This window comes from Streptomyces sp. NPDC006872, assembly GCF_040635845.1.
In the GTDB taxonomy this organism is placed as follows: Bacteria; Actinomycetota; Actinomycetes; order Streptomycetales; family Streptomycetaceae; genus Streptomyces.
On the sequence record NZ_JBEYIL010000007.1, the window covers coordinates 356,293 to 379,901 of the forward strand.

22 protein-coding genes are annotated in these 23,609 nt (G+C 72.0%); 9 read left to right on the forward strand and 13 right to left on the reverse strand.

Annotated elements, in window-relative coordinates:
- Positions 1–130: 130 nt before the first annotated feature.
- On the forward strand, positions 131–736 hold the full coding sequence (locus ABZ725_RS22720; RefSeq protein ID WP_351906901.1) for an RNA polymerase sigma factor: 606 nt from the start codon (positions 131–133) through the stop codon (positions 734–736).
- Positions 729–1,775: a hypothetical protein gene (locus ABZ725_RS22725; protein ID WP_358804403.1), complete on the forward strand. Its 1,047-nt coding sequence runs from the start codon at positions 729–731 to the stop codon at positions 1,773–1,775. The genes ABZ725_RS22720 and ABZ725_RS22725 overlap by 8 nt, the downstream gene beginning before the upstream one ends.
- Positions 1,776–1,836: 61 nt before the next feature.
- Here ABZ725_RS22725 and ABZ725_RS22730 read toward each other — a convergent pair whose 3' ends face one another.
- The gene (locus ABZ725_RS22730) at positions 1,837–2,508 is read right to left on the reverse strand and encodes a TetR family transcriptional regulator (protein WP_358804404.1); all 672 of its coding nucleotides are present in this window, start codon (positions 2,506–2,508) and stop codon (positions 1,837–1,839) included.
- A gap of 321 nt (positions 2,509–2,829) precedes the next feature.
- On the opposite strand from ABZ725_RS22730, the gene ABZ725_RS22735 reads away from it, so the two are divergent.
- From ABZ725_RS22735 to ABZ725_RS22750, 4 genes are read left to right on the forward strand one after another with little or no spacing between them, the layout of a single operon-like run.
- Positions 2,830–3,762 (forward strand): ATP-binding cassette domain-containing protein, encoded by a 933-nt coding sequence (locus tag ABZ725_RS22735; RefSeq protein ID WP_358804405.1) that lies wholly within the window; start codon positions 2,830–2,832, stop codon positions 3,760–3,762.
- Entirely contained in the window at positions 3,762–4,616 is an 855-nt protein-coding gene (locus ABZ725_RS22740) for an ABC transporter permease (protein WP_358804406.1), read from the forward strand. The genes ABZ725_RS22735 and ABZ725_RS22740 overlap by 1 nt, the downstream gene beginning before the upstream one ends.
- 25 nt (positions 4,617–4,641) lie before the next feature.
- Positions 4,642–6,108 carry a sensor histidine kinase gene (locus ABZ725_RS22745; protein ID WP_358804407.1) on the forward strand — a complete coding sequence of 489 codons (1,467 nt, stop codon included), beginning with the start codon at positions 4,642–4,644 and terminating at the stop codon, positions 6,106–6,108.
- Positions 6,105–6,773, forward strand: a complete 669-nt coding sequence (locus ABZ725_RS22750; RefSeq protein ID WP_358804408.1) for a response regulator transcription factor — start codon at positions 6,105–6,107, stop codon at positions 6,771–6,773. The genes ABZ725_RS22745 and ABZ725_RS22750 overlap by 4 nt, the downstream gene beginning before the upstream one ends.
- A 20-nt stretch (positions 6,774–6,793) precedes the next feature.
- On the opposite strand, the gene ABZ725_RS22755 is transcribed toward ABZ725_RS22750, so the two are convergent.
- Genes ABZ725_RS22755 through ABZ725_RS22770 form a run of 4 tightly spaced genes read right to left on the reverse strand, consistent with a single transcriptional unit; the run spans position 6,794 to position 12,498 of the window.
- Positions 6,794–8,761 carry an acetoacetate--CoA ligase gene (locus tag ABZ725_RS22755; protein WP_358804409.1) on the reverse strand — a complete coding sequence of 656 codons (1,968 nt, stop codon included), beginning with the start codon at positions 8,759–8,761 and terminating at the stop codon, positions 6,794–6,796.
- On the reverse strand, positions 8,758–10,362 hold the full coding sequence (locus tag ABZ725_RS22760) for a bifunctional 3-(3-hydroxy-phenyl)propionate/3-hydroxycinnamic acid hydroxylase (RefSeq protein WP_358804410.1): 1,605 nt from the start codon (positions 10,360–10,362) through the stop codon (positions 8,758–8,760). Before ABZ725_RS22760 ends, ABZ725_RS22755 begins: the two co-directional genes overlap by 4 nt.
- A gap of 7 nt (positions 10,363–10,369) precedes the next feature.
- Complete coding sequence (locus ABZ725_RS22765; RefSeq protein ID WP_358804411.1) at positions 10,370–11,356, reverse strand: fumarylacetoacetate hydrolase family protein; 987 nt, start codon at positions 11,354–11,356, stop codon at positions 10,370–10,372.
- Positions 11,353–12,498 (reverse strand): VOC family protein, encoded by a 1,146-nt coding sequence (locus tag ABZ725_RS22770; protein ID WP_358804412.1) that lies wholly within the window; start codon positions 12,496–12,498, stop codon positions 11,353–11,355. Before ABZ725_RS22770 ends, ABZ725_RS22765 begins: the two co-directional genes overlap by 4 nt.
- Before the next feature lie 134 nt (positions 12,499–12,632).
- Here ABZ725_RS22770 and ABZ725_RS22775 point away from each other — a divergent pair, with 134 nt between their 5' ends.
- A complete protein-coding gene (locus tag ABZ725_RS22775; RefSeq protein WP_358804413.1) occupies positions 12,633–13,268 on the forward strand; it encodes a TetR/AcrR family transcriptional regulator in 636 nt (211 codons plus the stop codon).
- A gap of 58 nt (positions 13,269–13,326) precedes the next feature.
- On the opposite strand, the gene ABZ725_RS22780 is transcribed toward ABZ725_RS22775, so the two are convergent.
- Positions 13,327–14,148 carry a DUF2993 domain-containing protein gene (locus tag ABZ725_RS22780; protein WP_358804414.1) on the reverse strand — a complete coding sequence of 274 codons (822 nt, stop codon included), beginning with the start codon at positions 14,146–14,148 and terminating at the stop codon, positions 13,327–13,329.
- A gap of 96 nt (positions 14,149–14,244) precedes the next feature.
- Positions 14,245–14,919 carry a TetR/AcrR family transcriptional regulator gene (locus ABZ725_RS22785; RefSeq protein ID WP_358804415.1) on the reverse strand — a complete coding sequence of 225 codons (675 nt, stop codon included), beginning with the start codon at positions 14,917–14,919 and terminating at the stop codon, positions 14,245–14,247.
- A gap of 124 nt (positions 14,920–15,043) precedes the next feature.
- Here ABZ725_RS22785 and ABZ725_RS22790 point away from each other — a divergent pair, with 124 nt between their 5' ends.
- The gene (locus tag ABZ725_RS22790; RefSeq protein WP_358804416.1) at positions 15,044–16,660 is read left to right on the forward strand and encodes an MFS transporter; all 1,617 of its coding nucleotides are present in this window, start codon (positions 15,044–15,046) and stop codon (positions 16,658–16,660) included.
- A 71-nt stretch (positions 16,661–16,731) separates the two neighbouring features.
- The gene (locus tag ABZ725_RS22795; protein ID WP_358804417.1) at positions 16,732–17,703 is read left to right on the forward strand and encodes an aldo/keto reductase family protein; all 972 of its coding nucleotides are present in this window, start codon (positions 16,732–16,734) and stop codon (positions 17,701–17,703) included.
- A 64-nt stretch (positions 17,704–17,767) separates the two neighbouring features.
- Here the strand turns inward: ABZ725_RS22795 and ABZ725_RS22800 are convergent, their stop codons facing one another.
- The 6 genes from ABZ725_RS22800 to ABZ725_RS22825 form a co-directional block, all read right to left on the reverse strand.
- On the reverse strand, positions 17,768–18,445 hold the full coding sequence (locus ABZ725_RS22800) for a 4-carboxy-4-hydroxy-2-oxoadipate aldolase/oxaloacetate decarboxylase (RefSeq protein WP_358804418.1): 678 nt from the start codon (positions 18,443–18,445) through the stop codon (positions 17,768–17,770).
- A 9-nt stretch (positions 18,446–18,454) separates the two neighbouring features.
- Positions 18,455–19,690, reverse strand: coding sequence for an aspartate transaminase (locus ABZ725_RS22805; protein ID WP_358804419.1), 1,236 nt, complete (start codon positions 19,688–19,690; stop codon positions 18,455–18,457).
- 3 nt (positions 19,691–19,693) lie between these two features.
- The gene (locus ABZ725_RS22810) at positions 19,694–20,437 is read right to left on the reverse strand and encodes an SDR family oxidoreductase (RefSeq protein WP_358804420.1); all 744 of its coding nucleotides are present in this window, start codon (positions 20,435–20,437) and stop codon (positions 19,694–19,696) included.
- A gap of 69 nt (positions 20,438–20,506) precedes the next feature.
- Positions 20,507–21,817, reverse strand: coding sequence for an MFS transporter (locus ABZ725_RS22815; protein WP_358804421.1), 1,311 nt, complete (start codon positions 21,815–21,817; stop codon positions 20,507–20,509).
- Between the two features lie 98 nt (positions 21,818–21,915).
- Complete coding sequence (locus ABZ725_RS22820) at positions 21,916–22,902, reverse strand: allophanate hydrolase (protein WP_358804422.1); 987 nt, start codon at positions 22,900–22,902, stop codon at positions 21,916–21,918.
- Complete coding sequence (locus tag ABZ725_RS22825; RefSeq protein WP_358804423.1) at positions 22,895–23,608, reverse strand: allophanate hydrolase subunit 1; 714 nt, start codon at positions 23,606–23,608, stop codon at positions 22,895–22,897. Before ABZ725_RS22825 ends, ABZ725_RS22820 begins: the two co-directional genes overlap by 8 nt.
- Position 23,609 lies beyond the last annotated feature (1 nt).

A 23,609-nucleotide genomic window follows, 5' to 3' on the forward strand; every position in this document is an offset into this window, starting at 1 on the left:
CGCCTTCGACTGACCGGCCGTCTCCCTGGCCCGTCCCGCCCGCCCGTGAACCCTTTCGGCGGCTGCGGGTAATGAGGGGTGTCACCCCGTCGACGAGGTGACACCCATCGACGGCAGACACGGAGACCGTGTGAACAGCCCACCCGCCAGACCCGATGACGACGCCTGCCTCATCGCCGACTCCCTGGACCGACCGGAGCTCTTCGGCGAGCTCTACCGGCGTCACGCGGCCGTGATCCACCGGTACGCGGCCCGCCGGCTGGGCGATGAGGCGGCCGAGGACATCACCGCCGACACGTTCCTGAGCGCGTTCCGCATACGCAAGCACTACGACCTCGACCGGCCCGACGCCCGTCCCTGGCTGTACGGCATCGCCGCGAACCTCATCGGCAAGCAGCGCCGTGCCGAGGTCCGGGCCCTCAGGGCGCTCGCCCGCACCGGTCTCGACCCGGTGGCGGCCTCCTGGACCGACCGGAGCGACAGCCGGGTCACCGCCCACGCGGTGCAGGGCCCGCTGGCCGGGGCGCTCGCCGGGCTGTCCCGGGGCGACCGGGACGTCCTGCTGCTGATCGCCTGGGCCGACCTCGGCTACCAGGAGGTCGCCGAGGCGCTGTCCATCCCGGTGGGCACGGTGCGCTCGCGCCTGAACCGGGCCCGCAAGAAGGTCCGCCACGCCCTCGGCGGAGTCGACCCCACCCTCGTACACGACGTCGCGGAGATGATCGGCCATGGATGAGATGACAGCGGTGCGGTCCCTGCGGGCCGACGCTCCCGTACCCGACCACGCCCGGCTCACCCCCGCCCGGCAGCGGCTGCTGGACGAGATCGCCGAGCCCCGGCGCTCCCTCTTCGGCTTCCGCATCGGCTTGCGCGCCGGATCCCGCACCGGCCGACGGCTCAGGACCCTGGGCGCGGTCGCCGCGGTGGTGGCCGCGGTGTCACTGTCCACGCTGCCCCTGCGACCGGACCACTCTTCGCCGACGACGCCTGGGTCCGCCTCCTCGACCCGGCCGAACCAGTGGGTGTATCAGAACGTCCAGTTCGACGCTTGGTCGTGCCTGTCCGTCAGCAGCGGCGACATGTACAGCGAGGTCGGCTTCCTCGCCCTGTCACCCAACCCCGGGAACCCGTGCGCCCCCACGCCGACGAGGCAATTGGACACCACACGGTGGATCCGCTACGACGGCGAAAAATTCACGCTTCCGAGTTCGAAACAGACCGGCCCCGACGCCCCACGGCATATCGCCGTCGGTGGCAGCGCCGAGATGCTCTCACCCCAGGACACGGACACCCTCGTGGCCGCGCTCCCCGACGACCCCGACGCCGCCCTGCGGATGATCCTGAAGAAGTCCATCCCCACCCGGGTGGTCGACGCCTCGCGGCTGACCCAGGCACAGCGCGACTTCAACGAGATCCTGGAGATCCTCTCCGCAAGCACCGTCCTGCCGCCCGACAAGGCGCACACGATCTACCGGATCATCATGGGCCTGGACGGGGTGACCGAGCCGGTCGAGGTGACGGACAGCGACGGCCGGACCGTCCTCGCCATCGGCATCGACGGCAACTTCCGCGACGAATCCTTCGCAGCCAACGCCATCCAGGTCCTGCTGGATCCGGACACCTACGCCTATCGGGGCGTCCGGTGGGTGGCCGGTCTGGACTACTACGTGGGCGGCAAGGCCTCCGGCGGACCGTTCGTCGCGAAGGGCACGGTGATCGGCACGGCGACCCGCGTCTCCACGGAGATCGTCGACGCGTCGGGCGAACGCGGCTGAGCGCTCCCCGTGCGGGATGGACGCGATCGGGCAGCCCGGTTACCCGGGCCGCTCGGTCGCCTCAGTCTTCTGTGCCCGCGCCGGCCTCGGCACCGGCGTCCTGCCCCACACCCGCCGCCGACAGGACGTCGTCGACCACGGCCCGGGCTCGTCCCTCCGGCACACCCGCCGCCACGAGCGTGGCGACGGCCGTCCGCGTCCCGTCGTCCTCCAGCGCGCCGGTGTTGACCTCCTCCAGCAGCGCGATGTGCATGCCCTCCAGCCCGGCGCTCAGCACGGCGGGCGGCAGCTGGGTGTGGAAGACGCCGGTGCGCTGGCCCCGCGCCAGGATGGCCGTGACCTCGTCGCGGGCGGGGGCGAGGATGTCGGCCACCCGCTCGATGCCGAGGTCGCGCTGGGCGAGGGCGAGCAGCAGCCGGTAGCGGTCCCCCACGGGCCATATCGAGTACACGAAGTGCGCGAGCGCCCGCTCGGCCGGGTCCTCGGGACGCGCCGCGACCGCCAGCACGGCGCGCAGCGCCTCGGACGCCTCCTCCGCGAGCGCCTCCAACAGCGCCGCCCGTCCGGGAAAGTGACCGAAGAGGGTGCGCCGTACGACGCCGGAGGCCCGTGCGATCTCCTCCAGGGTGACGTCCGGATTCCGGCCGAGCTCCTGACGTGCCGTGGCCAGGATGCGAGCCCGGTTGGACCGCGAATTGCGCCGCTGCGGCTCGCGGGCCACGGAGTGGGTCACGGAAAACCTCGGTGGTTCGGTACGGACGAACGGGCGTCCATTCTGGCGGATCTTCGCCACGAGGGCGACCCAGGGCCCCGCGGAAGCCACCCGGATGCGACCTGCATCCGACCTGTCTGCAGGTCCGTTCGATCTCTGTGCGATCTCTGTGCGACCCGAGGATGACGCGACCACGGACGCGAGTGGTACCGCGGTACCACCCGGGCGGCGAAGATTCCCCTCCGGTCCCAGGGCCCGGGCCCCCGGCGCTCGTAGTTTCGAGGGCAGGCACCGCGGCGCACTCCGCGGCCGAGTCCCAGGCAGGAAAGGCCAGGCCCTCCCATGATCGAAGCGCGTGAGCTGACGAAGCGGTACGGCGACAAGACGGTCGTCGACAAGCTGAGCTTCACCGTCAAGCCCGGTGAGGTGACCGGCTTCCTCGGGCCCAACGGTGCGGGCAAGTCCACGACCATGCGGATGATCGTCGGGCTGGACTCCCCCACCAAGGGCTCGGTCACCGTCAACGGGCGCTCCTACGCCCGGCACTCCGCGCCGCTGCACGAGATCGGCACCCTGCTGGAGGCCAAGTCCGTGCACCCCGGGCGCAGCGCGTTCAGCCATCTGATGGGGCTCGCGTACACGCACGGCATTCCGCGGCGCCGGGTGGACGAGGTCATCGAGCTGGCCGGGCTGACCAGCGTGGCCGGCAAGCGCGTCGGCGCCTTCTCGCTCGGCATGGGGCAGCGGCTCGGCATCGCCTCGGCGCTGCTCGGCGATCCGGCGATCGTCATGCTCGACGAACCGGTCAACGGCCTTGACCCGGAAGGCGTGCTGTGGGTGCGCAACCTGCTGCGCGGGCTGGCCGACGAGGGCCGGGCTGTGATGCTCTCCTCGCACCTGATGAGCGAGACCGCGCTGATCGCCGACCATCTGGTGATCATCGGACGCGGCCGACTGCTCGCGGACACCACCGTCGACGACTTCACCCGGGAGGCCGGCGGCGGGGGCGTGAAGGTCGCCACCGCCGAGGCCGTGAGACTGCGTGCGCTGCTGGCCGGCCCGGGCGTCGCGATCAGTTCCTCCTCCGCCGAGGAACTGCTGGTCAGCGGACGGGACGCCCGGGAGATCGGCGCGATCGCCGCCCAGCACGGAGTGGCGCTGTACGAGCTCACCCCGCAGTCCGTCTCCCTGGAGGAGGCGTTCATGGACCTCACCCGCGACGCCGTCGAGTACCAGAGCGCTCCGGCCGACAGCACCGAGCGAAAGGCAGCCTGATGACCGTCACCGGCCTTGCCCCCGTCCCTGCCCCCGACACCGCTCCTGCCCGCACTACGCCCTACAAGGTGACCGGCGTCCGGGTGCTGCGCTCGGAGTGGGCCAAGTTCTGGTCGCTGCGCTCCAGTTGGATCACGCTGGGTGTCGCCGTCGTCCTGCTGATCCTCTTCGGGGCGATCGCCAGCTACACCTACAGCCCCGACGCCGTCGGCACGAACGGGCCGCCCGGCCCGGGAGGCGGCGGCGACAGCGACGCCGTCAGTCTGGCCCTGACCGGCGTGACCTTCGCCTCGCTGGCCATCGGCGTCCTCGGGGTGCTGCTGTCCGCGGGCGAGTACACCACCGGCATGATCCGCTCCACCCTCGCCGCGGTGCCGCGCCGACTGCCCGTCCTGTGGTCCAAGGCCGCCGTGATCGGTCCCATCGCCCTGGTCCTGACCACCGTCGGCGCGCTGGCCGCCTTCCTGCTGGGCGCTCCGGGCCTGGACGGCGAGAGCATCTCGCTCTCCCTGGGCGACGACGGTGTGCTGCGCAGCCTGGCCGGCGCCGGTGTCTACCTCGGTCTGGTGGCGGTGTTCGGCGTGGCCCTGGGCGTGCTGATCCGCTCCTCCGCGGGAGCCATCGCGGCCCTGGTCGGCGTCCTGCTCATCCTCCCCGGCCTGGCCTCGCTGCTGCCGGACTCCTGGTACGACACGCTCAGCCCCTATTTCCCCAGCAACGCGGGGTCGGCCGTCTACGCCCTCCACCAGTCCTCGGACGCCCTCTCCCCCGGGGCCGGCCTGGCGGTCTTCGCCGGCTGGGTGGCGCTGACCCTCGCGGGGGCGGCCTTCCGGCTCGTCCGGACCGACGTCTGACCTGGGCGCGAGGACAATGGCGTCCATGATTGCGCACCGTGCGGGAGCCCCGGCGGACACCGGCCGGGGGACGGCCGACCGGCCGTCCCCCGCGTTCGACGCCGCGTGGGCGCACCCGCTGCTGGGACGTCTGCTGCGCGACCGGAGCCGTCGGCAGCGGCTGGACCGCCGGCATCCGTGGCTGCTCGACACGGCGGTGGTGCTGTTCGTCGTCGCCGTCACCGTGCCCAACCTGATCTGGGGCGACGGCGACTCTCCCTTCAGGGACGCGGACGCCCGTGCCCAGGTGCCGGCCGGCGTCCTGTACGCGTTCGTCGCCGCGCTCGTCGTTCCGCTGTGGTGGCGGCGCAGGGCGCCGGCCGTCACGTACTTCGTGATCGCGCTGGTGTCGGTCGTCCAGTGGTCGCTGGGCATCTGGCTGCCGACCGGTCTCTCGGCCCTCATCGCCCTGTACACGCTGGCCCGGAAGGGTTCGCTCCGGGTGCTGGGCTGGGCCGCCGCGCTGACCGCCGTCGAACTGCTGCTGGCCGTGTTCGTCCTGGTCCCGATCGAGCGTCCGCTGCTCGGCAGCTTCTTCATGCTGGGCACGGCGACGGCGGCCGTCACCCTCGGTCTGACCCTCCGCATCCGCGGGATGTACCTGGCGGCCCTGGAGGACCGGGCCAGGCGGCTGGAGATCGAGCAGGAGCAGCGGGTCCGGCTCACCGCCGCCGCCGAGCGGTCCCGGGTCGCGCGCGAGATGCACGACATCGTCGGCCACAACCTCTCCGTCATGGTGAGCGTCGCCGACGGCGCCGCGACCCTCGCCGCCCACCGGGGCGAGCGGTCCGCGGAGGCCCTGCGCATCCTCGGCGACACCGGCCGCCAGGCGATGAGCGAACTGCGCCGGGTGCTGGGCGTCCTGCGCGAGGAACCGGAGGACGAACGGCTGCTCAGCCCCCAGCCGGGGATCCGCGATCTGGATCCCCTGGTGGCGCGGGTGCGGGCGGCGGGACTGCCGGTGACCTACCGGACCGTGGGCGACCTGGACGCGCTGAGCGACGGCGTGCAGCTCACCGTGTACCGCATCGTCCAGGAGTCGCTGACCAACACGCTCAAGCACGCGGGGACCGGCACGACCGCCGAGGTCGTGATCGCCGTCGAGGCCGGGCAGGTGCGGATCCGGGTCGCCGACAGCGGCGCCCCGCCGGGAGCGCCCTCGCGCGCGACGCCGACGACGCAGGACGACCGCGACGACGACCACGACGACGGCCCCGGCCACGGCCTCGTCGGCATCCGCCAGCGCGCCGCCATGTACGGCGGCACCGTCGTCGTCGGCCCGCGCGACACCGGCCACGGCTGGCTCGTGGACGTCGCACTCGACGCACCCTCCGCCCCCTTCGCCCCGTCCGGCCCTGCCACGCCCTCCGCCCCGTCCGGCCCTTCCACGCCCGCCGCCCCGACCGCGTCGTCCCCGTCGGCGCCGGGAGAACAGCGAGACCAGCTGCCATGACCACCGTGCTGATCGCCGACGACCAGCCCCTGCAGCGCATGGGCGTCCGCATGCTCATCGAGGGCACGCCCGGACTGGAGGCGGTGGGCGAGGCCGAGCACGGCGCCGAGGCCGTCCGGCTGGCCGCGCAACTGCGTCCCGACGTCGTCCTCATGGACATCCGGATGCCCGGCATGGACGGCATCGAGGCCACCCGTCGCATCATCGCCGCCGGGGGCCGCACCCGCGTGCTCATCGTGACCACGTTCGATCTGGACGAGTACGCGTACGACGGCCTGCGGGCCGGAGCCAGCGGCTTCCTGCTCAAGGACGCCCGTCCGGAGGAGCTCGTGGCCGGCATCCACGCGGTCGCGACCGGCGACGCCGTCGTCGCCCCCCGGCTGACCCGCCGTCTGCTGGACGCCTACGCCCACCAGGTACTGGCGCCGGCCGGCGCCCCCGCCCCGGAGGATCCCCGGCTGCGGGCCCTCAGCGACCGCGAGCGCGAGGTCCTGGTGGCCGTCGGCCAGGGCTGGACGAACACGGAGATCGCCGAACGGCTCGTCCTCACCGAGTCCACGGTGAAGAAGCACGTCGGACGGGTCCTCGCCAAGATCGGGGCGCGCGACCGCGTCCAGGCGGTGATCATGGCGTACGACGCCGGGCTGGTGAGGGCCAAGCAGTAGCAGGGTGATCTGTGCGGTGGTCATGCCGAGCCGGCCCGGCGTTCGGCGCCCAGGCGGGCGTAGTGGTCGACGAGCTCGGGAGCGTCCACGGCGGCCGGGTCGACGACCTGGTCGACCGGGGCGCCCTGGAGCAGGCGTTTGACCGGGACCTCCAGCTTCTTGCCGGTGCGGGTGTGCGGGATCCCCGGCACTTCGAGGATCTCGTCCGGGACGTGGCGGGGCGAGGCGCCGGTCCGGACGGCGTCGCGGATCTTCTCCCGGAGAGCGTCGTCCAGGGCCACCCCGGCCGCGGGGACGACGAACAGGGGCATCCAGTAGCCGCCGTCGGGCTCCTCCGCGCCGATGACCAGGGCCTCGGCGATCTCCGGGAGGCGTTCGACGACCTCGTGGACGTCGGCGCTGCCGAGGCGGACGCCGTTGCGGTTCAGCGTGCTGTCGGAGCGGCCGTGGACGACGACCGAGCCGTGTCCCGTGACGGTGATCCAGTCGCCGTGGCGCCAGATGCCGGGGTAGGAGGAGAAGTAGGCGTCGCGGTAGCGGCTGCCGTCGGGGTCGTTCCAGAAGCGCAGCGGCATGGAGGGCATGGGGCGGGTGACGACCAGCTCGCCCACCCTGTCCACCACCGGGCGCCCCTCGGGGTCGTACGCGGCGAGCGCCACCCCCAGGTGGGGCGCCGACAACTCACCGGCCCAGACAGGGGTGTTGGGCGCACTGCCCGCGAAGCCCGAGACGATGTCGGTGCCGCCGCTGATGGAGGCGAGCAGGACGCGGTCGCCGACATGGTCGCGGACCCAGGGGTAGGCGGAGGCGGGCAGGGCGGAGCCGGTGCAGCCGACGACGCGGACGGACGACAGGTCGTGCACGGACGGGTCGATGTCGAACTTGGCCATGCCGAGCAGGTATTGGGGGCTGGTGCCGAAGACGGTGACGCGGTGGCGGGCCGCCAGTTCCCAGAGGATGCCGGGGCGGGCGAGGGGCGCCGGGCTGCCGTCGTAGGTGCAGGTGGTCGCGCCGGTCAGCAGCGTGGAGGCGACCAGGTTCCACATCATCCAGTGCGTGGTGGTGTACCAGAGGAGACGATCGCCGGGGCCCAGGTCCGAGTGCAGGCCCAGGGTCTTGAGGTGCTCCAGCACGACTCCGCCGTGGCCGTGGACGATGCCTTTGGGCAGGCCGGTGGTCCCGGAGGAGAAGACGACCCACAGGGGGTGGTCGAACGGCACCGGTGTGCAGACGAGTTCCTCGGTGCGGCCGGCCGCGTCCTCCCAGGGGACGGCCGGCGACGGGTACGCCCGCGACGGCCAGGGCAGCCCCACGTGGCCGACCAGCAGCGTCGCCTTCAGGGTGGGCAGCGCATGGGCCAGTTCGAGGGCGGCGGCACGGCGGTCGTGGGCGGCGCCGTTGAAGAGGTAGCCGTCGGCGGCGACCAGGACGGTCGGCTCGAGCTGGGCGAACCGGTCGGCGGCCGCCCTGGGCGCGTAGTCCTGCCCGCACACCGACCAGACGGCGCCCAGGCTCGCGGCGGCCAGGAACGCGACGACGGCGTGCGGGGTGTTGGGCAGGTACCCGACGACCCGGTCGCCCTCGCCGACGCCCAGGTCGCGCAGGGTGGCGGCGACGGAGGCGACCTGGGAGCGCAGCCGCCGCCCGGTCACCTCGTACCCGGAGCCCGTCTCGTCGAGGGCGACGATCGCCGCGTCGTCGTCCGCGAGGTTCCGCAGGGCGTGGTGGGCGTAGTTGAGGGTGGCGCCGGGGAACCACCGGGCGCCCAGCATCCGTTCCTCCTCCAGCACCCGCTCGTACGGGGCGTCCGCGTCGACGCCGAAGTACTCCCACACCGCGCTCCAGAAGCCCTCCAGGTCGGTGACCGACCAGCGGTGCAGGGCGGCGTAGTCGGTGCCGTCGAGCCCGGCACGGCGGGCGAAGTCCATGATGCGGCTGCCTTCGACGGCCTGTGCGTCGGGCATCGTGAAGGGGTCCGGCCTCGTCATCGTGCGGCGCTCCTCAGCGGGCTCTTCTCGACTGTCGGTGGGGAAGGAAAGGGGCTGCGCGCGGTGTGCAGAAGGGCCGCCCAGGCCGCGGTGTCCGTGAAGTCACGGCCCCCGGCGGGGACCAGGTCCATGACCACGCGGTCGGGGCGCAGCAGTACGGCGGCCGCCCGGCCGGCGCGCAGCCAGGCGGCGAGCGTGCCGTCGTCGCCGAGTCCGCTCACGGAGACCGCCCGGACGCCGAGCCCGTGGGCGAGCGCGCGCAGCGAGGGCGAGGGTTCGGCGGCGGTCAGGACGGTGAAGGCGTCGCCGAGCAGTTCGTCGAGGCGGGTGGGCCGTCCGTCGGCGTCGACCCAGGGTTGCGGACAGTGGGTGCCCACGAGACCGCGGCGGATACCGCGCCGTACGAGCGGCCCTGCCGTCAGGGGCGGGCTGAGGTTTCCGCCGGCCGCCGTGGTCAGTCCGGGTATGCGGCAGGCCACGGCCAGGAGTCTGCGGCGCAGTGCGGCGGCGCCGTCCTGGCCGCCGGTCATGGCCCAGCCCATGGCGACCGCGAGCCGGATCACATGCCGGGCGTGCGGCTTGCGCTCGCTCTCGTAGGTGTCCAACAGCCGTTCGTCGCCGCCCTGTCGGAGTACGCGGGCGAGTTTCCAGGTGAGGTTGTAGGCGTCGCGCAGCCCGGTGCACAGCCCCTGGCCGATGAACGGCGGGGTGAGATGGGCGGCGTCGCCGAGGAGGAAGACCCGTCCGCTGCGCCATCGGTCGGCGATACGCGCCCGGAAGGTGTACGCCGACTCGCGGACGACCTCGAAGTCCCCGTCGTACGAGCGTGGCAGCCATGGCGCGACCAGCTCGCGGACCGGCTGCTCCTGCCCGTCGCGCAGCCGGAACTCCCAGCGGTAGCTGTCCGCTCCGACGCGCATGAACGTCGCCGGCCGGTCCGGGTCGCAGACCTGGTCGACCCCCTCCCAGCAGCGGACGTCGGCTGTCGTGCGCACGTCGACGACGGTCCAGCGCTCCTCGAAGCGCAGGTCCTCCCAGGCGGCTCCGATGGCCTCGCGGGTGAGGCTGTTCGCTCCGTCGCAGCCGAGGACCGCGTCGGCCCGGAGGTGATGCTCACCGGCGTCGTCGCGGTAGGTCACGCGCACCGGGCCCTCGGTGTCCGGCTCGATGCCGGTGACCTCCGCCCCGCCGCGCAGTTCGCACTCCGGGCGCCGGGCCAGCGCGTCGCGCAGCACACGCTCCAGTGCGGGCTGCTCGAACATGCTGGTCTGCGGGTAGCCGTGCGGGCCGTGCTCGGAGCGCCGGAACTCGGCCATCACCCGGTGCCGGGCATCCAGCAGCCGCAGCCCGTTGCCCGGGCGGGCCATCGCTGCGAACTCCTCGCCGACGCCGACGGCCTGGAGGATCCTGCGCGCCTCGTCGTCGGCGACGAGGGCGCGCGGGAGCGGATAGACGTCGTGATGGCGTTCCAGGACGAGGCTGCGGACTCCACGTCGGGCGAGGAGGAGGGCAGCGGTCACGCCCACCGGCCCGGCGCCGATGATCACGACGGGTATGACCGGTACCTCGGATGTGTTCGACGAGTGCTGTTCGGCGGTCATGTGCGGCTCACCTCGGGTCCTGCTTCGCGTCCGCGACGGGTGTGCACTGCTCGCCGAGGTCGATCCGACCGTCCGGGGTCGAGATCGTCGCCGTGATCATGTCTCCCGCGTGCAGATAGTGCGGGTTGCGGGCCTGGCTCTTGAAGAACGCCTTCCACTTCACGGCGGGCGGCAGCAGCGCGCCGATCTTCTCCACCGGCTTGGGCGGGGCCTTGAGGGCCGTGCCACCCGGGGTGCCGGTGAGCAGCAGGTCGCCGGGGGCGAGGGTCTGGAAGCGGGCCAGCAGGGTCAGCGCCTCGGCCGGTCGGACGATCATGTCGGCGAGGGTGCGGTCCTGGCGCAGTTCGCCGTTGACGCTCAACTTCAGCCGCAGGTCGAGGAGACGGGTGAACTCCTCCGGCTCCAGCAGGGTGAGATACGGGCCGGTGGGCGTGAAGGTCGGGTACGACTTGCTCTCGTAGAACTGCGTCTTCGTCAGCTGGACGTCGCGGGCGCTGACGTCATTGGTGATCACCAGCCCGGCCACGTACGAGGGCAGGTCCCGCTCCTCGACCACGGTGCCGATCGGCAGGGACGCGCCCATGACCAGACCGAGCTCGATCTCGTAGTCGAGGAACGTCACATGGGAGGGACGGACGACGGCCTCCGCCGGGCCGCTGACCGAGCCGGACGCCTTGCGGAAGAAGGCGGGCGGGATGTCGCCGGTGAAGCCCGAATCACGGGCGTGGCTACGGTAGTTGACCATCTGGGCGACCACGCGGCAGGGCGTGGTGACCGGGGAGACGGCAGCCAAGTCAGCGACGGGGGTGCCTGCCTCGCCGGAGCCGGCGGCCTCGCCGACAGCGGCCCGGTCGGCCAGCAGCTCGGCGGTGGTGACGGCCTTGGTGTCTATACGGACGGCGCGCGCGTCGCGCACCACCCACCAACCTCCCCCACTCTCGGCTTCGCTCGAGCGGGAGGTGCCCCCACCGGTGCGCAGGACGTTGATGCTCATGAGTTCACGGCTTTCAGCAGGCCCAGCAGACGGGCGGGGTCGAGTTCGTTGTCGCCGCGCAGGGCGTGCAGCACCTCGCGGAGTCGGGCGGGGGAAGGCGTGGCGCCGAGGAAGTCGCGGGTGGCCGGCGGGCCCCACTGGGCGAGGCCGCTGGTCGACATGGGCGCCCAGCCGGGTTCGACGTCGCAGGAGAACAGGTCGCCGTCGGCGAAGTGCTCCAGCATGAAGTGGTCGGGGTCGCGCCAGTAGTCGAAGAGCTGACTGCCCTGGATGTGCCGGCCGATGCCCCAACTGCGCCGGTAGCCGCGCTCGTTCAGGTACTCGCCGCCGGCGGCGATCGAGTCGAGGTCGGTGACCTGGTACGCGGAGTGGACATAGCCGTTGCCCGGCCCCAGGTGCATGGCCAGCGTGTGGTGGTCGGCCGGCACACCGCCCAGGTCGCAGCGGACGAAGGCCATCGTCGGACCACGACCGCGCTGCCCGTCGAGGAACAGGAAGTCGGACACGATCATCCCGAGGGTGTCCAGGTACCAGTCCAGGGCGCGGGCGAACACCCGTGTCTCCAGCACCACATGACCCAGTCGCTGGATGCGGGACGGCTCGCGGGGCGGGCGCTGGGCGGCATTCGTACGACGGTGATCGGCGCCGGAGTTGAGCAGCAGCGGCCGCTGTCCGGGCAGTTCGGGCAGGGTCGCGGCGCAGTGCACCACGCGCACCGGGAAGCCGGACGGGTCGAGCAGGTCGACCGCCCGGCCGCCGCCCGGCACGTCCGCGTCCCGCACGTCGGTACCGGTGGAGCGGGCCAGCCGGTCCAGGTCGGCCCGCTCGACCGCGCGAAACGCCGGGCCGATGAAACGGGACGTACGACCGCGCCGGATCACCATGCACGGCGAGCCCGCGAAAGTGCCCCGCAGCCAGAGTTCCCGCTCGGTGCGCGCGGCGATCTGGAAGCCGAAGTCCCGGGCGAAGACCTCGGCCCGGTCCAGGTCGGGCTTCTCGAACTCCAGCCAGGCCAGGTCCGCCACCTTGATCACGGGATTCCGGGACCGGCCCGGATGCTCGCCGCGCAGGGCGCCCTGCTCGCTGTGGAGGTCCTGGTGGGCCGTCTTGGGATCGGCCCCGTCGACGCGGGTTTCAGACATGGTGCCCTCCGAGCAACATCGCCGTAATGAGGGAATCATCAAGTGTGATAGTTCCGTCGTCAAGATGTTCGCGGCAGGAAATGATGAATTCATCAGGACTGCTATCGCCATCGTCACGCGGTTACACTCTGCGCATGCCTACGTCAGCCCTGCCCGGCAACCGGTTCGAACGGCGTCGCGCCGAGACTCGCGGGGCGCTCGTCCGCGCGGCCCGGCAGATCCTCGCCGAGACCGGCGACACGGGCGCCAGCATCCAGGCCATCGCCGAGCGCGCCGACGTCGGCTTCGGCTCCTTCTACAACCACTTCGAGTCGAAGACGGAGCTGTTCGAGGCGGCGGTGGTGGACGCCCTGGAGGAGTTCGGCCAGACCTTCGACGAGCGGCTGAGCGGGATCGACGACCCCGCGGAACTCGTCGCGGCCGGCTTCCGGCTCAGCGCTCGCATGGCCGACTCCCACCCGGAGCTCATGCAGGTGCTGCGTCGGCGCGGCCTCGGCCACCTCTACTCGGACAACGGCCTGGCGACCCGCGCGCTGCGCGATCTTCAGGTCGGCATCGCCTCCGGCCGCTTCACCGACGTCGAGCCGGTCGTCGCCCTCTCCGCCCTGGGCGGAACCCTGCTGTCCCTGGTGGAACTGCGGTTCGCCCGCCCGGACCTGGACGGCGACGAGGCCGCGGTGAACCTCGCCGAGATGGTCCTGCGCATGCTGGGCGTCCCGCCGGACGACGCCCACGGGGTCGCCCGGCGCCCCCTGCCCGACCTCGCCTGACCTCGCCTGACCTCCGGCCTAGCCCCGGCCTAGCCCCGGCCTCCGGGGACGCACGCCCTTACACGGTGGACGGCGTGCTCGGACGGAAGGTGACCGAGTGGCCGACGAAGACGGCGTCGATCCCGTCCCCCGTGGTCGTGACCGACTTCAGACCCAGCCCCTCGGGCATGTTCCGCAGCGGGACGGGCTCGTCCAGAGCCTTGTCCAGCAACGCCTTCAGGGGAGGGATGAGCTCTCCCTGGACGGCACGGACGCCCTCGAAGGCGATGCGGTTGCCGCTCGCCGCGGAGAGGGCCGCACTCACGGTCACGTCGCCGACGAGCGGCAGAGTGGCCGTCGCATTGATCCGCCCCGGCTCGTCGCCCTGCGACACCTCCACGCCGAGCGCGGCGGACACGTCCTCATAGGAAAGGAACGCGGTCGCCTCGACGCTGCGGGCGTGGGCCTCGTCGGCGCTCCCCGAGGTGTTCAGATCGTCGAGGCCGACGGTCAGCTTCGTCACCGGCAGGGGCCGTGTCGATCCGTCGGCGGGAATGTCATGGGCGGTGAGGTCGACGTGCCGCAGGGTGCCGTCGGCCAGCTGGGTCAGCACGGGGAAGCCGCTGACGTGCACCGAAGGCCGCTCGACGGTTCCCATGCCCTCCTGGAACGCCTCGGCCGTACGGCTTTCCGCACGGGCCGCGGCGACCCGGTCGACGACGACGCCGCCGCCGATCAGCAACACCGCGAGGGACACGGCGGCGATGACCCGGCGCCGCCTCCTCGGGGCCGACGGGCTCACATGGACGGCATCGCTGTAGTACGGCTCGTCGGGGAGTTCGCCATCGGACTGGGGCCACGACTGCGGCCAGGACGGGGACTGGGACCGGGACTCGTACATGGGTGCTCTCTTCGGGAAGCGCTCGGGACGTTCTCGGGGGCTCGGGATGCGCTCGGGATGCGGGTCGGGATGCGGGTCGGGATGCGGGTCTGAGATCTAGGTGCCGAAGCGCTCGGGCCGGCCGAGCGTTCGGACACAGGTGACGGCGAGGTCGCCGTCCACGCCCATCGCGATCAGGGCGGCGGTCGCGGTGCGCGTGCCGTCGTCGGTCCAGGTTCCGGCGTTCAGGCACTCCAGGAGCCCCAGCAGATGCCCCTCCAGTGCCCGGCTCAGCGGGCCGGGCGGAACGCCGGTCTGGAAGACGCCCTGCCGCTGCCCCTGCGCGATGATCGCCGCCGCCGTGTCGCGCGCGGGGGCGAGGATCTCGGCGACCCGCTCGGGCCCCAGGTCCTGAGGGGCGAGCCGGAGCAGCATGCGGTAGCGATCACCGACGGGCCACACGGCGAGGACGAAGCGCGCCAGCGCCGTGACGGCGTCCGACACGGGATCCTCCCGGGCCGCGACCGCTTGCCGCAGCGCCCGCGCGGCATCCTCCACCAGCCCCTCCACGAGCGCGGCCCTGCCGCTGAAGTGGCCGTAGACAGTGCGACGCACCACGCCGGCGGCTTCGGCGATGTCGGTGAGGCTGCTGTCGGGGTCGCGGCCGAGTTGCCGCCTGGCCGCCTCGATGATGCGGGCCCGCGTGCGGCGGGTCCGGCTGCGTCCTGCGGTCTCTGCGGTCTCTGCAGTCTCTGCGGTTTCTGCGGTTTCTGTGACGTATGCGCTGGTCATGTCGGGGCCTCCGGTCGACGGGCGGGAGGATCGCTCGATAGTTGCACACGGACGGGCAATAAACTAGCCTGCACATCGGTGGGCAAATAACTGCCCGCAGTGCCGTGGCCTGAGGAGTCCTGCGATGCCGCTCGTTGTGAACACACCCGCCGAGAAGATGACGGAGCCGTACCCGCGACGCTGGTGGGCCCTGCTGGTGCTCTGCCTGAGCCTGCTGATCGTCGTCATGGCGAACACGTCACTGATCGTGGCGGCGCCGGACATGACCCGGGACCTGGGTCTGTCCAGCAGCGACCTGCAGTGGGTCATCGACGGCTACACCGTCCCGTACGCCGCGCTGATGCTGGTGCTGGGCTCGATCGGCGACAAGTACAGCCGCCGCGGCGCGCTCGTCCTGGGCCTGCTGATCTTCGCGGGCGGCTCGGTGATGGGCGGCCTGGTCGACGAGACCGCCCTGGTCATCACGGCCCGCGCGGTCATGGGCGTCGGCGCGGCGGTGGTCATGCCGGCCACCCTGTCTCTGCTGGTGGCGATGTTCCCGAAGGGCGAGCGCGCCAAGGCCATCACCGCCTGGAGCGCCACCTCCGGCCTCGCCATCGCCGTCGGCCCGCTGGCCGCCGGCTGGCTGCTTCAGGACCACGCCTGGGGCTCCACCTTCCTGATGAACGCCCCCATCGCGGTCCTCGGCGTGCTCGGCGCGCTGCTGCTGGTACCGCCCTCCAAGGCCGAGGGCATGGGCCGCATCGACTACGTCGGCGGTCTGCTGTCGATCGTCTCGGTCGGCTCCCTGGTCTACGCGACCATCGAGGGCCCGCACTTCGGCTGGGGCGCCGGCCCGATCACCGCCGCCGTGATCGCCGGCGTGGGCCTGCTGGCCTTCGTGGCCTGGGAGTTGAAGCACCCGAACCCGATGCTGAACGTGCGCAAGTTCACCGAGCGCGCCTTCAGCGGCTCGATGCTCGCGGTGCTGTTCTTCTTCTTCGGCACCTTCGGCTCGATCTACTACTCCACCCAGTTCCTGCAGTTCGTCCTCGGCTACGACGCCCTGGAGACCGGCGTACGGCTGCTGCCGCTGGCCGGAGCGGTCTTCGTCGGCGCGGCGGTGACCGGGCGGCTGGCCCCGAAGCTGGGCGTCAAGCCGGTGGTGGGCGCGGGCATGGTGATCGGCACGGCGGGCGTGTTCCTGCTCACGCAGATCGAGTCCGGCTCGACGTACACGGACTTCCTCGCATCGCTGCTGATGCTCGGCTTCGCGATCGGCCTGAGCCTGGCCCCCGCCACCGACACCATCATGGGCTCCTTCCCCGAGTCCGAGCTGGGCGTGGGCGGCGGCGCCAATGACACCGCGCTGGAACTCGGCGCCTCCCTCGGCATCGCGATCCTCGGTTCGCTTCTCGCCACGTCCTACAAGGACAAGCTGACCGACCTGGTCGGCGGCCACCTCCCGGCCGCCGCGCTGGACACCGCGAAGGACTCGGTGGGCGGCGGCCTGGCGGTCGCCGAGCAGGTCGCGAAGGATCCGAACGGCGGCCCCCAGCAGGCCCAGAGCCTGGTCGACGCCGTCCAGGAGTCCTTCGCCCACGCCATCGCCCACACCAGCCTGATCGGCGCGATCATCATGGCCGTCGGAACCGTGATCGTCATCGCCGTGCTGCCCGGCCGCAAGGCCACCGGCAAGCACGACGACGAGGAGGAGACGGCGCAGACCTCGGAGAAGACGGAGACCGTGGGCGCGGTCTGAGCCCGCAGCCCCGGAGGATCGCTCTCAGCCGGCGATCGCCGCAACAGCAGGACCGTAAGTAGGGTCGCACCATGGAATTCCGCAAACTCGGCCGCAGCGGTCTGACGATCAGTGAGATCGCGTACGGCAACTGGCTCACCCACGGTTCCCAGGTCGAGGAGGACGCGGCGCTCGCCTGTGTGCGCGCCGCCCTCGACGCGGGGATCACCACCTTCGACACCGCCGACGTCTACGCGCAGACCCGGGCCGAGTCCGTTCTCGGCCGGGCGCTGAAGGACGAGCGGCGGGAGGGCCTGGAGATCTTCACCAAGGTCTTCTTCCCGACGGGCCCGGGACCCAACGACCAGGGCCTGGGCCGCAAGCACATCATGGAGTCGATCGACAACTCGCTCCGGCGGCTGCAGACCGAGTACGTCGACCTGTACCAGGCGCACCGCTACGACCCGTCGGTGCCGCTGGAGGAGACCATGGAGGCGTTCGCCGACGTGGTCCACTCCGGCAAGGCCCACTACATCGGCATCTCCGAGTGGACCGCCGACCAGATCCGCAGCGCCCACGCGCTCGCCCGGGAGCTGCGCATCCCGCTGGTCTCCAGCCAGCCGCAGTACTCGATGCTCTGGCGGGTGATCGAGGACGAGGTCGTGCCGACCTGCGAGGAGCTGGGGCTCGGGCAGATCGTCTGGTCGCCCATCGCCCAGGGTGTCCTGACCGGCAAGTACGCGCCGGGCGCGCCGCTGCCGGCCGGCAGCCGTGCCACCGACGAGAAGGGCGGCGCGACCTTCGTCGGCCGGTTCCTGCGGGACGACGTCCTGGAGCGGGTCCAGCAGCTCAAGCCGCTCGCCGAGCAGGCCGGGCTGTCCCTGGCCCAGCTGGCCGTGGCCTGGGTGCTGCAGAACTCCAACGTCTCCGCCGCCATCATCGGCGCCTCCCGGCCCGAGCAGGTCACCGAGAACGTCAAGGCGGCAGGGGTCAAGCTGGAGGCCGACCTCATGCAGGCCATCGACACGGTCCTCGACCCGGTCGTGGTGCGCGACGCCGGTTAGGCGGGCCGCGTCCGACGTCCCTCGGACTCCGCGAAACAGGGGCCGCTCCAGCCGGAGCGGCCCGCTACTCGTCCTCGATCACCAACCCCTTGGCCGCGAGCAGCGGCCCAAGACCGCACATCTCGACGACCGTCCTGCCCGCCCGGTACGCGGCGATGTACCCCGCCTCCGCGTCCACCCGCTCCTGGGAGGCCGCGGCCGCCTCCGCGGCGTTCTCGCGGGGGACGACGACCGCGCCGTCCGCGTCGGCGCGCAGGACGTCGCCGGGGCGGACGAGTACGCCGCCGATGGTGATCGGCTCGCACATCGGGCCGACGGTCTCCTTGACCGTGCCCTTGATGGACACGCTGCGGGAGAAGACGGGGAAGCCCAGGGCGCGCAGGTCCTCGGTGTCGCGGACGCCGGTGTCGGTGATCAGGCCGGCGAGGCCCTTGGCCTGGCAGGCGTTGGCGAGGACGTCGCCGAAGGAGCCCGCCTCCTCGTAGGCGCCGGCGGACACGACCACGACGTCCCCGGGGCGGGCGTAGGCGATGGCGGTCTGCAGCATGAGGTTGTCGCGGGGGGCGCACTGGACGGTGAAGGCGGGGCCGCACAGGGACATGCGGTGGTCGACCGGCTTGATGGCCGAGTCCAGCGCGCCGAGTCGGCCCTGCGCCTCGTGGATGGTCGCCGAGGAGAAGGCGCTCAGCCGCTCGACCAGGGCGGGCTCCGGCCGCTCGAACTTGGTGCTGACGCGGATCATGACGACCTTTCAGGCAGAGGGAGCGGAGGCGGCAGGCGCGGCCGACAGTGCGGCGCAGGCGCTCGCCAGGCGCTCGCAGGCCTCCGTGAGGACGTCCGTCGACGTGGCGAACGAGATGCGGAAGTAGCCGGGTGCGCCGTACGCGGTTCCGTGGATCACCGCGACCTGCCGGCTGTCGAGCAGATAGCGGGTGAAGTCCTCGTCGTTCTCGATCCGGACTCCCGCAGGTGTGAACTGCCCTATGACTTCTCGGCAGTTGACCAGGAGGTAGAAGCCTCCGTCCGGGACGGTGCAGCCGAGCCCGGGGATGTCGTTGACGAGCTTCACCGTCGCGTCGCGGCGGGCGCGGTAGACGCGGACGGTGTCCCGGACGAAGTCCTGCGGTCCCGAGAGCGCGGCGGCAGCGGCGGCCTGGCTCACCGAGGAGGGGCAGGAGGAGGTCTGGGACTGGAGGGTGTTGATCGCGGTCACCAGATCCGTCGGCCCGACCCCGTACCCGATGCGCCAACCCGTCATCGCATACGTCTTGGACACGCCGTTGGTGAGGAACACCCGGTCGGCCAGGCCGGGTTCGACGGTGGCCAGGGACGGTGCGTCCTGGTCGCCGTACCAGATCTCGTCGTAGATCTCGTCGGTGAGGACGTGGACCTGCGGGTGTGCCAGCAACACCTGGGCGAGCGCGTGGAGTTCGTCGGTGGTGTAGGCGGATCCGGTCGGGTTTCCGGGGGTGTTGAGGATGACCCAGCTCGTGCGTTCGGTGATCGCCGCCGCGAGCCGCTGTGGGGTCAGCTTGAAGCCGTCCGCCTCCGGGCAGTCGACGACGACCGGGACGCCGTCGTTGGCGCGGACCATGTCCGGGTACGACACCCAGTACGGGGCGGGGACGATGACCTCGTCGCCTTCGTCCAGGGTCGCCATGAGGGCGAGGAAGATGACCTGCTTGGCCCCGCCGCCGACGGTGATCCGCGCATCGGTGACGTCGAGGCCGTGGCGCTCGCGGAGCTTCGCCGTGATCGCGGCGCGCAGCCTCGAAGTGCCGTTCACCGGCGTGTACTTGGTCTCGCCCGCCTCGATCGCCTCGATCGCCGCGGCCTTCACGTGCGCGGGGGTGTCGAAGTCGGGTTCGCCCACGGTCAGGTCGAGGACGGTGAGCCCCTGGCTCTTGAGTTCGCGGACGCGCTGCGCCGCCGCCGTGCTGGGCGAGGGGTTGATGCGGCGGACGCGTGCTGCGGTGTGCACCGGCATGGCTCAGCCCTCGCGGCGTTCGAAGTTCAGGCCGCCGGGGACCTGGAACGTGGGCAGGATCTCGACATGGCCGATGTTGACGTGCCGGGGCGCGTCGACGGCGAACTCGATGGAGTCGGCGATGTCCTCGGGCTTGAGGGACTCGTAGCCGTCGTAGTACTCGCGCTGGGCGGCCTCCATGTCGCCGAGGAGACGGCCGAAGATCTCCGTCTCCACGCGGCCGGGGCAGATCTCGGTGACGCGGACCCGGCGGCCGTAGCCGTCGACCCGCAGCTGGCGGGAGAGGGTGTGCACGGCCGCCTTGGTGGCGTGGTAGATCGTGTTTCCGCCGAAGTTGTAGACGCCGGCGATGGAGCTGATGTTGACGATGTGGCCGAGGTCGCGCTCCACCATGCCGGGCATGAGCAGCCGCACCAGGTGCAGGACGGCCTGGATGTTGACGGCGATCTGCTCGTCGACGGCGAACTCGTCGGCGGTCAGGATGTTGCCGGTGCGGGAGACGCCCGCGTTGTTGACCAGGACGTCGATCTCAAGGCCGCCCAGTACGGCGGTGAGCGCCTCGGTGTCGGTGATGTCGACGGCGTGCGGGACGCAGCCGGTGGCGTCGGCGAGGGCGGCGAGCCGTTCGGCGTTGCGGGCCACGGCGTGCACTTCCAGGCCCCGCTTGGCGAGGCGCTCGACGACCACGGCTCCGATGCCGGTCGACGCTCCGGTGACGAGGGCCGTCCTGTAGTCGGAGATGGGCATGCTGATGTGCTCCTTGAGGTGCTGGGGGTGGGGGGAGAACAGACGTGCGGGTGCGGCGGGCGGGGTCCGTCAGGCGTCGCGCAGGGGCAGGTGGGCCCGGTCCTTGACCCTGGACACGGCGATGAGCGTGCCGAGGGCGGTGACGACGGCGTAGAAGGCCGGCATGTTGACATTGCCCGTGCGGTCGATGAGGTAGGTCATCAGCAGGGGGGCCGTGCCGCCGAAGAGGGCGGAGGAGACGTTGTAGCCCAGGCCGTAGGCGGAGTAGCGCACCCGGGTCGGGAAGAGCTCCACGAGCAGGATGTGGATGACGCCGGTGTGCCCGGCGAACACTACGGCCATGAGACAGGCGCCGAGGACGGCGAGGGCGACGTTGCCGGTGCCGATCAGGAGGTAACAGGGGATGCCGACGACGGCCATGCCGATCGCGGCGCCGGCGATGACCTTCTTGCGCCCGATCCGGTCGGAGAGGCGGCCCATGTAGGGGATGGCGATGCAGATCGCGACCAGGCTGGAGGCGGTGACGAGGAGGCCCTGGACCTTGCCGAAGTCCAGCTCGCTGCTCATGAAGGTGGGCATGTAGCCGAACAGGACGTAGTAGCCGGAGCCGTTCATCAGGGGGATGAACAGGGCCAGCAGCATGGCCCGGCGGTGCTCGGCGGAGGCGAACGCCTCCTTGAGGGGGTTCTTCGACAGGCCGTCTTCTTCCTTCAGGCGCGTGAAGTTGGGCGTGTCGCTGATGCGCTTGCGGATGTAGATGCCGGCGACGCCGAGCGGGACGGCGAGCAGGAACGGGATGCGCCAGCCCCAGGACTCCATGCGCTCGGTGCCCAGGCCGCTGGTCATGGCGGCGGCGATCAGCGTGCCGGTGAGCAGGGAGAGGAACGAGGCGATCTGCGCGTAGCTGGTGTAGAGGCCGCGCTTGCCCTCCGGGGCGTGCTCGGCGAGGAAGCTCATCGCGCCGGACGCCTCGCCGCCGACGGAGAAGCCCTGCGCGACGCGCAGCAGGATCAGCAGGGCGGGCGCGGCGATGCCGATGCTCGCGTAGGTGGGCAGCACGCCGATGGCCGCGGTGGCGGCGCTGATCAGCAGGATGACGAAGACCAGCATCCGCTGGCGTCCGATGCGGTCGCCGAGGTGGCCGCAGATGACCGCGCCGAGGGGGCGGAAGAAGAAGGAGACGGCGTAGCCGAGGAAGACGAGCTGGATGGCGTTGTCGGAGCCGGGGAAGAAGACGGCGGCGAGCGTGCCGGCCATGAAGCCGAAGATGCCGTTGTCGTAGAGCTCGGCGAAGATCCCGACGCATCCCGCGAGGGTGACCTTGCGGGCTGTTCTGGGGTCGACGGTGTTGGGGACGGGCTGAGCGGCCACGGTGCTCATGGCTCTCCTGTCTGGCGGAGACGGGGGAAGAGGGACGTTTCGGCTCCGTGCGGGCGGGCGAAGGGGGCTGCTGAGCGGGGCGGTGCGGTGCGGGGAGCTCAGCTGCCGACGGGGGCGCGGATGCGCAGGGTGTCGAAGGCCGTGCGGACTCGGGTGCGCAGGGCGTCGACGGCGTCGCGTTGCGAACGGTGGGCGGTGACCGCCTGGTCGAGGGTGCGACGGCGGAAGCGGAGGGTCTGTCCGGGGCGCACCTGACCCAGGGCGGACAGACCGGTGGCGGTGACGACGGCGAGGACGGGGTAGCCGGCCGTGACACCGCGGCCGCGGTGCAGCACGAGGAGTTCGTCCCCGGCCGGCACTTCGACGGCGCCGATGGGCACGCCCCGGGAGAGGACCTCCCCCCGGGCGACCCGCCGGGGCACCTCGCCCTGCAGCCGTAGGCCGATGTGGTTGCTGCGGGGGCTGACGGTGAAGGGCGCGTCGAACAAACGGTTTCCGGTGTTTCCGAACTCGGCCCGGTCGGGGCCGTCGGTGACGTCGATGGTCCAGTCGGCGGGGAACGCGGGGACGGGGGCGTGCAGTCGGAACAGCGGGATCCGTGAGAAGGGGTGGTCCAGCGGCGGGCAGGTGGCGCGCAGGACGAGTGCGTCGCCGGCGCGCAGGGCGGGGCCGAAGCCCAGGATGGTGTCGGGGGCGCAGCTGCCCTGGAGGCGGTCGGCCTCGAAGGAGCCGAGTACGGCCAGGTAGACGCGCAGTCCGCGCCGGATGCCGCTGACCCGGAGGGTCTCGCCGGCCCGTACGGGAACCGGTTCCCACTGCGGGCGTGCCACTCCTTCGACGGTGACGTCGGCGGGGGCGCCGGTCACGGCGACGAGGATGTCGCCGGAGGTCACGCAGGCGAAGTCGAGGGCCGTGATCTCCAGCAGCGGGGCGCGGTCGTCGTTGCCGCACAGGACGTTGGCGACGCGCGCCGAGTGCTGGTCGGCGGCTCCGTTGGCGGGCAGCCCGTAGCGGGAGCGGCCGACCCGGCCGAGGTCCTGCACGGTGACGATGCCCGCGGTGCGGATCGTGAGGGTGTCAGCCATGGCAGTCCGCCAGGGGCAGGTCGGCGTACTCGTCCCACTGCCCTGCCGTGATGGGGCGGAAGCGGAAGGTGTCGCCGGGGCGGTAGGCGGTGATCGGGTCGCGGTGCAGGTCGAGGACGCGGACGGGGGTGCGGCCGAGGAGCGGCCAGCCGCCGGGCGAGGGCATCGGGCAGATGACCGCCTGCCGGCCGGCGACGGCGACCGAGCCGGGGTCGACGCGGGTGCGGGGCGACGCGAGCCGCGGCACCGGCTTCGGGAAGGGCGGTCCGTCGGTCATCGGCGCACCGGCGGGCGCGCCGAGGCAGCGGACGGTGAGGTCGGATCCGCAGTGCAGGGCGACGACCTCGCTCTCGGTGAGGTCGAGTTGCGCGGCCACCTCCGGGAGATCGGGGCCGTACTCGCCGCCGTAGACGACGGGGACGACGAACCGGCGGGGCGGAGTCGTCGGCGCGGGGTGCGGTCCGAGGCGGGCGGCTTCGTGGGCCAGGACGCGCCGGACGGTCTCGTGGTCGGTGGCGGCGCAGTCGAACTCCACGAGCAGGGCGTCATAGGTGGGCACCACGTCGTGGACACCGCTCAGGCGTACGGCGTCCAGGGCGTCGGCCAGGGCGTGGACGAGTCGCCAGGCGGCTTCGGCGTCCAGGCCCACGGCCTTGGCGACCAGCGCGGAGTCGCCGCAGTCCGCGATCGTGAGGTTGTCGTTCATG

Coding starts and splice junctions, on each gene's coding strand:
- ABZ725_RS22725 (WP_358804403.1), top strand. CDS start 729: ATGGATGAGATGACAGCGGTGCGGTCCCTGCGGGCCGACGCTCCCGTA.
- ABZ725_RS22735 (WP_358804405.1), top strand. CDS start 2,830: ATGATCGAAGCGCGTGAGCTGACGAAGCGGTACGGCGACAAGACGGTC.
- ABZ725_RS22740 (WP_358804406.1), top strand. CDS start 3,762: ATGACCGTCACCGGCCTTGCCCCCGTCCCTGCCCCCGACACCGCTCCT.
- ABZ725_RS22745 (WP_358804407.1), top strand. CDS start 4,642: ATGATTGCGCACCGTGCGGGAGCCCCGGCGGACACCGGCCGGGGGACG.
- ABZ725_RS22750 (WP_358804408.1), top strand. CDS start 6,105: ATGACCACCGTGCTGATCGCCGACGACCAGCCCCTGCAGCGCATGGGC.
- ABZ725_RS22755 (WP_358804409.1), bottom strand. CDS start 8,761: ATGACGAGGCCGGACCCCTTCACGATGCCCGACGCACAGGCCGTCGAA.
- ABZ725_RS22760 (WP_358804410.1), bottom strand. CDS start 10,362: ATGACCGCCGAACAGCACTCGTCGAACACATCCGAGGTACCGGTCATA.
- ABZ725_RS22765 (WP_358804411.1), bottom strand. CDS start 11,356: ATGAGCATCAACGTCCTGCGCACCGGTGGGGGCACCTCCCGCTCGAGC.
- ABZ725_RS22770 (WP_358804412.1), bottom strand. CDS start 12,498: ATGTCTGAAACCCGCGTCGACGGGGCCGATCCCAAGACGGCCCACCAG.
- ABZ725_RS22775 (WP_358804413.1), top strand. CDS start 12,633: ATGCCTACGTCAGCCCTGCCCGGCAACCGGTTCGAACGGCGTCGCGCC.
- ABZ725_RS22780 (WP_358804414.1), bottom strand. CDS start 14,148: ATGTACGAGTCCCGGTCCCAGTCCCCGTCCTGGCCGCAGTCGTGGCCC.
- ABZ725_RS22785 (WP_358804415.1), bottom strand. CDS start 14,919: ATGACCAGCGCATACGTCACAGAAACCGCAGAAACCGCAGAGACTGCA.
- ABZ725_RS22790 (WP_358804416.1), top strand. CDS start 15,044: ATGCCGCTCGTTGTGAACACACCCGCCGAGAAGATGACGGAGCCGTAC.
- ABZ725_RS22795 (WP_358804417.1), top strand. CDS start 16,732: ATGGAATTCCGCAAACTCGGCCGCAGCGGTCTGACGATCAGTGAGATC.
- ABZ725_RS22800 (WP_358804418.1), bottom strand. CDS start 18,445: ATGATCCGCGTCAGCACCAAGTTCGAGCGGCCGGAGCCCGCCCTGGTC.
- ABZ725_RS22805 (WP_358804419.1), bottom strand. CDS start 19,690: ATGCCGGTGCACACCGCAGCACGCGTCCGCCGCATCAACCCCTCGCCC.
- ABZ725_RS22810 (WP_358804420.1), bottom strand. CDS start 20,437: ATGCCCATCTCCGACTACAGGACGGCCCTCGTCACCGGAGCGTCGACC.
- ABZ725_RS22815 (WP_358804421.1), bottom strand. CDS start 21,817: ATGAGCACCGTGGCCGCTCAGCCCGTCCCCAACACCGTCGACCCCAGA.
- ABZ725_RS22820 (WP_358804422.1), bottom strand. CDS start 22,902: ATGGCTGACACCCTCACGATCCGCACCGCGGGCATCGTCACCGTGCAG.
- ABZ725_RS22825 (WP_358804423.1), bottom strand. CDS start 23,608: ATGAACGACAACCTCACGATCGCGGACTGCGGCGACTCCGCGCTGGTC.